7 protein-coding genes are annotated in these 6,413 nt (G+C 43.8%); 2 read left to right on the top strand and 5 right to left on the bottom strand.

Features of this window, described 5'->3' with window-relative positions; genetic code table 11:
* Positions 1–135: 135 nt before the first annotated feature.
* The 3 genes from MiSe_RS47025 to MiSe_RS47015 are packed head-to-tail and all read right to left on the bottom strand — an operon-like array spanning position 136 to position 3,124.
* A complete protein-coding gene (locus MiSe_RS47025; protein ID WP_226593960.1) occupies positions 136–309 on the bottom strand; it encodes a hypothetical protein in 174 nt (57 codons plus the stop codon).
* Positions 302–1,804 (bottom strand): beta-barrel domain-containing protein, encoded by a 1,503-nt coding sequence (locus MiSe_RS47020; RefSeq protein ID WP_226593958.1) that lies wholly within the window; start codon positions 1,802–1,804, stop codon positions 302–304. Before MiSe_RS47020 ends, MiSe_RS47025 begins: the two co-directional genes overlap by 8 nt.
* Positions 1,805–1,813: 9 nt before the next feature.
* Positions 1,814–3,124: an Lpg1974 family pore-forming outer membrane protein gene (locus tag MiSe_RS47015; protein WP_226593956.1), complete on the bottom strand. Its 1,311-nt coding sequence runs from the start codon at positions 3,122–3,124 to the stop codon at positions 1,814–1,816.
* Positions 3,125–3,384: 260 nt separating this feature from the next.
* Here MiSe_RS47015 and MiSe_RS47010 point away from each other — a divergent pair, with 260 nt between their 5' ends.
* Both MiSe_RS47010 and MiSe_RS47005 read left to right on the top strand, forming a co-directional pair.
* Complete coding sequence (locus tag MiSe_RS47010; RefSeq protein ID WP_226593954.1) at positions 3,385–3,534, top strand: hypothetical protein; 150 nt, start codon at positions 3,385–3,387, stop codon at positions 3,532–3,534.
* 106 nt (positions 3,535–3,640) lie between these two features.
* Complete coding sequence (locus MiSe_RS47005) at positions 3,641–5,785, top strand: peptidase domain-containing ABC transporter (RefSeq protein WP_226593952.1); 2,145 nt, start codon at positions 3,641–3,643, stop codon at positions 5,783–5,785.
* Positions 5,786–5,808: 23 nt separating this feature from the next.
* Here MiSe_RS47005 and MiSe_RS47000 read toward each other — a convergent pair whose 3' ends face one another.
* Together MiSe_RS47000 and MiSe_RS46995 are read right to left on the bottom strand one after the other, a co-directional pair.
* A complete protein-coding gene (locus MiSe_RS47000; RefSeq protein ID WP_226593949.1) occupies positions 5,809–5,991 on the bottom strand; it encodes a hypothetical protein in 183 nt (60 codons plus the stop codon).
* Between the two features lie 210 nt (positions 5,992–6,201).
* Positions 6,202–6,384: a hypothetical protein gene (locus tag MiSe_RS46995; protein WP_226593947.1), complete on the bottom strand. Its 183-nt coding sequence runs from the start codon at positions 6,382–6,384 to the stop codon at positions 6,202–6,204.
* Positions 6,385–6,413 lie beyond the last annotated feature (29 nt).

Here is a 6,413-nt window from a genome sequence, read left to right as displayed (position 1 = left end):
ACACGGCATTTGACAATTTTGGGACGCCGTGTCCCCAGCAACACGTTAATCTGTTTGATCGTCTGTAGGGACACGGCATTTGACAATTTTGGGTATAAACCAAAAATTTGGGGACGCCGTGTCCCTACCAACCCGTTAATCTATTTGATCGTCTGTAGGGACACGGCATTTGACAATTTTGGGACGCCGTGTCCCCAGCAACACGTTAATCTGTTTGATCGTCTGTAGGGACACGGCATTTGACAATTTTTGGTTTATACCAAAAATTTTGGGACGCCGTGTCCCTACCAACACGTTAAAATTAAACATCAGCTAACAACCTAGCTTGGCGGAGAATAAAGGTTAAAACGGTTTCTTCTCTGGAAATAATATCGGCGGTGACAGCCATTCCTGGTTGAATGGGATACTGGATATTGCTCCGAGTCAAATAATTTTTTTCTGGTTGGAGGGTAACTTCGTAGTAGGGCGAGTTATTGTGGGGATTTGCGATGGCATCGGGAGCGATCGCGCTCACCTTTGCAGGTAAAGTGCCATAATCCGGATAGGGATAAGCGGATATTTGCAATTGGGCTGTTTGCCCTAATTTAATTTTACCAATATCTTGAGCTTTTATGCGAGCTTTGACAACAATTGCGGCATTATTAGGAGCAATTTGGGCAATTGAATCTCCCAGTCGCACGGTTTGACCTGAATTTCGCAAGTTTAATTGTAAAATAGTACCATCGACGGGAGAACGCAGGGTAGTTTTTTGCAAGTCTTTTTCAATTTGTTCGATCTCGCGGGTATCGGTTAAAATTTGATTTTGCAGTTGTAAGCGACGCTGAATTAAAGCTTGTTGTTCTTTAGTTAAAGTGGCTAATGTAGCGTCGCCTTTGGCTTTTTCTTGTGCGATGCGATCGCGGGCGATCGCAATTGGTGCAGCACTAGGATTTAATGCGGCTAACTCCCCTTGTAATTTAGCTAAAGCAGCTGCAACTGTTTGTTTTTGTCGTTCAATGGTTTGCGATTGTGCGAGGACGGCTTTTTTTTGCGCTTCTACGGCGGCTTTTTGTCCCAAAACTGCTTGTTCTTGTTGCTGGACGGCTAATTCTGCTGACTGCAATTGTTGTACGGAAATTGCCCCGGATGCGGCTAAAGGTTTATAGCGATCGCGTTTAGTTTGAGCGGCTTTTAAGTTGGCTTCTGCTGCTTTTAAATTTGCTATAATTGTTTCTAAATTAGCGGTGGCTTGCCAATATTCTTGTTCGGCTTTTTGTACTTCAGCTTCGGCTATTTTTATATTAGCTTCTGCTTGTTGAACAGAAGTTTGGGTGGTAATTTGTCGCTGTTGAAAATCCCGTTGGTTTCGGCTTAATTCTGCCGTAGCGGCAGCAATAGCGCGTTCAGTGGCGCGGGTTTCGGCAGCGATTTGAGTGGCGATAGAATTGATTTGAGCGGCTATTTGATTGATTTGCAGTTGATTTTGCTGAATATTGCCTTGAAGTTGGCTTTTTTTGGTTTGGAGGGAAGAGTCATCTATGAAAGCGATCGCATCCCCTTGTTTAACTGCGGTATTCTCTTTTACGGGGATGCTTTTGACCATACCTTCGGTGATTGCTTGGACAAGGCGAACCTCGCCAGAAGGACGGACGGTGGCATCGGCTCTCACAGTAACATTGTACCGGGTATGGTTTGCGATCGCCAAAGCGGCTCCACAAGTTCCGATTAAAAATAATCCTCCCAAACTCGTCCATCGACTCACAGATGGCAGAAATTCATCGCTGCTAACTAAAGGTAGATATTCTGCATTCGACTTGCCTAGCATAAGCGGATATCAAAAAACAACTTTTATCCCCACCGAAGGACCATAATAAAAACTACTTCCATCGAAATCGATGCTACCAAATTTACCCGTTGAGGCAAAATCATCGAGTTGTCTGGGTGCCAAAGCGACGCCGCTGACATACATCACATTAAACCCAGCGGTTAAGCTAACATTTCGACTGACGCGCCAGTCAGCAGATATAGTTCCTTCTAAGATTGGCGCAACAGTCCATCGGGTTTCCCCATCCTCAATTCTATCTACTAGATTTCCCGTATCAAAATCAAAGGCGCTGATCGTACTGTTTTGTTCTCCATGATTGCCAAATACCCCCGCTTTGCCGCGCAACCCGATAGTAAAATTGCGACTGAGGTCAACATCGACATTGGCGCCTATTTGAATGCCAAATAAGTTATTTTTCGTCTCAACTTTGTATTCTCCTCTAGGAACAGGAAGCAATCCCTGTGGAGGAAATGCCGCCGCACCTCCCGTATTTAAGCTAAACTCTTCTGGCGCACCCATGTAGCGCAATCCTACTATTAACGAAGGTCTAAAGGTTCTAGTCGAACCGAGATCGCGCTGATAGTTTAACTCAAAGTTGTACAATTTTGATTCGTAGCTGATTCTGTGTTCGTAGCCGGAAATAAACGACCTGGTAATGTCAAAATTACCATTTCCTTGTCCTGCAGGTGGCGGCTGATCTAGAACGTTTATGCGGTCTCCAAACGAATCAAACGGTGCAAAAATTGGGGTATCGTCTAAATCGGCTTGAACGATAATCGGATTGGGAAATCCCGGTGCAGGTGCGGTGATTCTGGCGGAAGTTTCAAACTGTTGCAAGCCAAAAAATGAAAAGTTTAAACTATTCTTGGAATTGAAACTGTAGCCAAGGGTTACCCTCGTTCCTAGTTCGTAGTTAAAGTCTAAATTGTCCGTCCCTAAAGTTTCCCCAGTTTCAGCTGTATTGACATCATAAAATTCCGAAGTCGTAATTCCACCGGGAATATTGCGAGTCAGAAATAAAGCTTCTGCTGAGATTGACCAAGGGTTAAACTTGGCTGGATTTGATCCGGATTGAGTTTGGGCTATTTCTTCAACTTCGATAATATAATTTCGCTTAATTGCTCGATCGATAATACCTCCGGACAACAAATCATTCGCATTATGGGAATTTTGAGATTCCAGAAACTCTACTTTACTTTGCGGTTGATTTGAATTGGCTAAAACTGGGTTGGTGTTGAGTAATGCTACCCCAGCAATAACTGTCTGAAGTCCCAGAAGACTTAGTTTCACGGTAAACGCACTCATTCGTTCGCTCTTCACACACGAGGTCTTATTTTAAACGATCTGACTCGATTTTGTCTTTGACAGCTTGTCAAAGACAAAAAGATTTTTTTGTTGTATATTAGCTAAGTTTCCAGCCAAGCGACGATCGATTGTTTTAGCTGCATTCTGCTAGATTTTTGCCGAGTGCGGGATCGAATATTGCAATTTTATTTATTAATAAAATGATCGTAAAGATACTTGACTCGCTGAGTCAGAAGAACTAAATTTAAATGTTGTACAAGCGGAGAGCAAAGACAATGAAGAAACAAGAAAACAAAGCGCCTCTGTTCGCGGAAATGACAGCTAAAGAAGCTGCCTCGCTAAACGGTGGATGTAAACCAGGCGGGAAGTCTATGTGCCTCAATTCTCGCCAAAAATTAAGTTGGTTGGGACTCGCATCCAAATAGTTCAGGACTTACGCAAAGAAACCGGGTTTATATGAACGCAGAAACCCGGTTTCTCAGAGCGTCATCTGTCAAACAACAGATGCCTTGTTTGGTATAGAAAAAAGCGATGAGTTATCCATGCGTGCTTCAGCAAAATGAAGAAGATTGCGGTGCAGCTTGCCTCGCTTCTATTGCTAAAAAATATCGACGTAATTTGGGGATAAATCGGATTCGGGAAGCGGTAGGTACGGGACAATTAGGAACAACTTTACTGGGGTTACAACAAGGTGCAGAATCCCTCGGTTTTAATGCCCGTGCGGTGCGAGCATCGCCGGAAATTTTAGATAGAATAAATGAGGCACCAATGCCAGCAATTATCCATTGGAAAGGCAATCATTGGGTAGTTTTGTATGGCAAGCGGGGGTGGAAGTATGCAGTTGCAGATCCAGCGGTAGGTATTCGCTATCTTTCCAAAAAAGAATTAGCGCAAGCTTGGACAGATTGGGCGATGCTTTTATTAGAGCCAGATCCGGTAAAATTCGCATCACAAAATGACGAGCAAGTCAAGGGTTTTGGGCGATTTTTGCGGCGAGTTTTGCCCTATGGGGGGATTTTAGGGGAAGCGGTATTAATTAATCTATTTGTCGGGTTACTTTCTTTAACTACACCGTTTCTGATTCAAATTCTCACCGACGAAGTGCTGGTGCGGGGGGATACAAAACTGCTGACAGGAGTAGCAGTAGCGATCGCATTCGCCAATGTCATCAGCAGTAGTTTAGGATTAATACAATCGAACCTAGTGGCGCATTTTGCCCAGCGGTTAGAATTAAGTTTAGTTTTAGAATTTGGTAGGGCAATTCTGAGCTTACCCCTGACTTATTACGAGTCTCGTCGCAGCGGCGAAGTGCTTAGCCGCTTGCGCGATATCCAAGAAGTTAATCAACTAACTGCTCAAGTTGTTATTAGTTTACCTAGCCAGTTTTTTGTGGCGCTTGTGTCTTTCGGATTAATGGTATTTTATAGCAGGAAGCTGGCTATATTTTCCGGGTGCTTAGCTTGTTTGATGGTTGTGATTACTTTACTATTTTACCCCACATTACAGCAGAGAATTAGGAAAGTATTGGTTTTAGAAGCAGAGAATCAAGGAGTTTTAGTCGAAACGTTCAAAGGCGCGCTCGCTCTCAAAACCATTGGTGCAGAAAGGCAATTTTGGTCAGAATTTCAGAGCCGATTTGGGCAACTGGCAAATCAGACTTTCCGAACGATTCAAATTGCGATTGTGAATAAAACAGCATCAGAAATGATATCGGGAGTGGGAGCGATCGCGCTATTATGGATTGGCAGTTACTTGACGATAAATAAAGAAATCACCATCGGACAATTGCTGGCATTTAACACAATGAACGGCAACTTTATTGCCTTCATTAATACCGCGATTGGATTCATGGATGAATTCAGCCGCGTCAGTACAGCAACCGAAAGATTAACCGAAGTTATTGAAGCAACGCCAGAGAATTTAGGCGAGGCGAAAAGAAGCTTTGTCAAGCTTCCCGATGACGCGGATATTGTATGCGATCGCATCAACTTTCACTATCCAGGAAGAACCGATCTTATAGAAGACTTTTCCGTCAAAATACCCGGCGGAACAGTTATCGCCGTCATCGGTAAATCTGGCTGCGGTAAAAGTACATTGGCGAAACTTTTAACAGGTTTATATCTACCCCAATCTGGTAATATTCGCATCGGTTCCTACAACCTGCAAGACCTTTCCTTAGAATGCTTGCGCCAACAAGTCGTCTTAGTTCCTCAAGACGCACACTTCTGGAGTCGCACCATTATTGAAAACTTCCGTTTAGCATCTCCTCAAATAGGATTAGAATCAATAGTCCAAGCTTGCCAAATAGTTGGTGCCGATGAATTTATCAGTCAACTACCCGACAAATACCACACAGTTTTAGGAGAATTTGGTGCCAATCTTTCCGGCGGACAAAGACAAAGATTAGCCATTGCTAGAGCAATTGTTAACAACCCACCCATACTAATATTAGATGAATCCACCGCCGGACTTGACCCAGTAAGCGAAGCGCACATCTTAACCCAATTGCTAACTTATCGCAGGGGTAAAACAACCATTTTAATTAGCCATCGTCCCAGCGCCATTCATCGAGCCGATTGGATGATATTTTTAGAACAAGGTCAACTGCAATTGCAAGGTTATTTAGAAGAAATGCGAAGACTCCCCGGCGAACATCTAAACTTTATTAGCAATTAAAAATTAAATTACTGTAGGGTGCGTTAGGCGCGGGATTTATAGCGGTTTGCAACTTGGTCAAATACAGCCATTGTGGCTTGGTTGTGTAGCGGCAGCATTAATGCTGCCGCTACACAAACGAAGCGATTTCGCTGTACCTCACTCACTTGCAATCCGCTGTAATTTGGCAATTTTGGCAAAAAATGGGAAGCCGCGCCGTAACGCACCAGCAAAAATGGTGCGTTACACTGCGTTAACGCACCCTACACAATTAAACTACTGACAAAATCACCCATGAAAAGGCACAGCAAAAATGGTGCGGACGCGGGATTTAATATCATGTCCGCGAGAGATCGGTAGTGTATGGATGGCTAATTGCTCGCTTGCTAATTGCTCGCTTTTCAATTGCCTCCAGAGCAGCCATTAGCGATTAGCTATTAGCAGTTACACAACCGTTGCCTAAGGACATCATATTCTGGGGCAATTTTGGCAAAAAATGGCAATCCGCGCCGTAACGCACCCGCAAAAATGGTGCGGACGCGGGATTTAATATCATGTCCGCGAGAGATCGGTAGTGTATGGATGGCTAATTGCTCGCTTGCTAATTGCTCGCTTTTCAATTGCCTCCAGAGCAGCCATTAGCGATTAG

Source organism: Microseira wollei NIES-4236, assembly GCF_020521235.1.
GTDB classification, from domain to species: domain Bacteria; phylum Cyanobacteriota; class Cyanobacteriia; order Cyanobacteriales; family Aerosakkonemataceae; genus Microseira; species Microseira wollei.
Note: the sequence above shows the minus strand (reverse complement) of the source record. Positions and strands in the feature narration are given on the sequence as shown.

Excerpts from the sequence above, each read along its gene's own strand:
- MiSe_RS47025 (WP_226593960.1), bottom strand. The coding sequence starts at position 309 with ATGTTTAATTTTAACGTGTTGGTAGGGACACGGCGTCCCAAAATTTTT.
- MiSe_RS47020 (WP_226593958.1), bottom strand. The coding sequence starts at position 1,804 with ATGCTAGGCAAGTCGAATGCAGAATATCTACCTTTAGTTAGCAGCGAT.
- MiSe_RS47010 (WP_226593954.1), top strand. The coding sequence starts at position 3,385 with ATGAAGAAACAAGAAAACAAAGCGCCTCTGTTCGCGGAAATGACAGCT.
- MiSe_RS47005 (WP_226593952.1), top strand. The coding sequence starts at position 3,641 with ATGAGTTATCCATGCGTGCTTCAGCAAAATGAAGAAGATTGCGGTGCA.